At 46.6% G+C, this 292-nt stretch carries 1 pseudogene; it reads left to right on the top strand.

From position 1 onward, the window contains the following. Positions 1–225: pseudogene (locus tag NE473_RS31865) on the top strand (L-fucose/L-arabinose isomerase family protein); the annotation flags it as partial. Positions 226–292 lie beyond the last annotated feature (67 nt).

Genomic DNA, 292 nt, shown 5'->3' with positions numbered 1-292 from the left:
CTTCTGGCTGATGAGGGAGAGGGTACTGAGGGGCCGAAGACTACAGGAAACTACGTGTGGTTTAAAGTAAACGACTGGGTGAGATGGGAAAAGAAGCTGATGTACGGGCCATATATCCACCATGTGAGCGGTATTCACGGCCACTTCGCAAAAGTGCTGAAAGAAGCGTATAAATACTTAGGGCCTGTGACGCATGACAGCGTTGAGCCTGTTGAAGAGATGTAGAGGGAGAAGGAGGTTTCTTATGTCATTTGTTAGAGTAAAAGATCTGCTGGAGATGGGAAAGAAAAAT

The sequence above is a fragment of the Hungatella sp. SL.1.14 genome, assembly GCF_024460495.1.
GTDB classification, from domain to species: Bacteria; Bacillota; Clostridia; order Lachnospirales; family Lachnospiraceae; genus Hungatella; species Hungatella hathewayi.
This window is presented reverse-complemented; position numbering and strand designations above follow the sequence as displayed.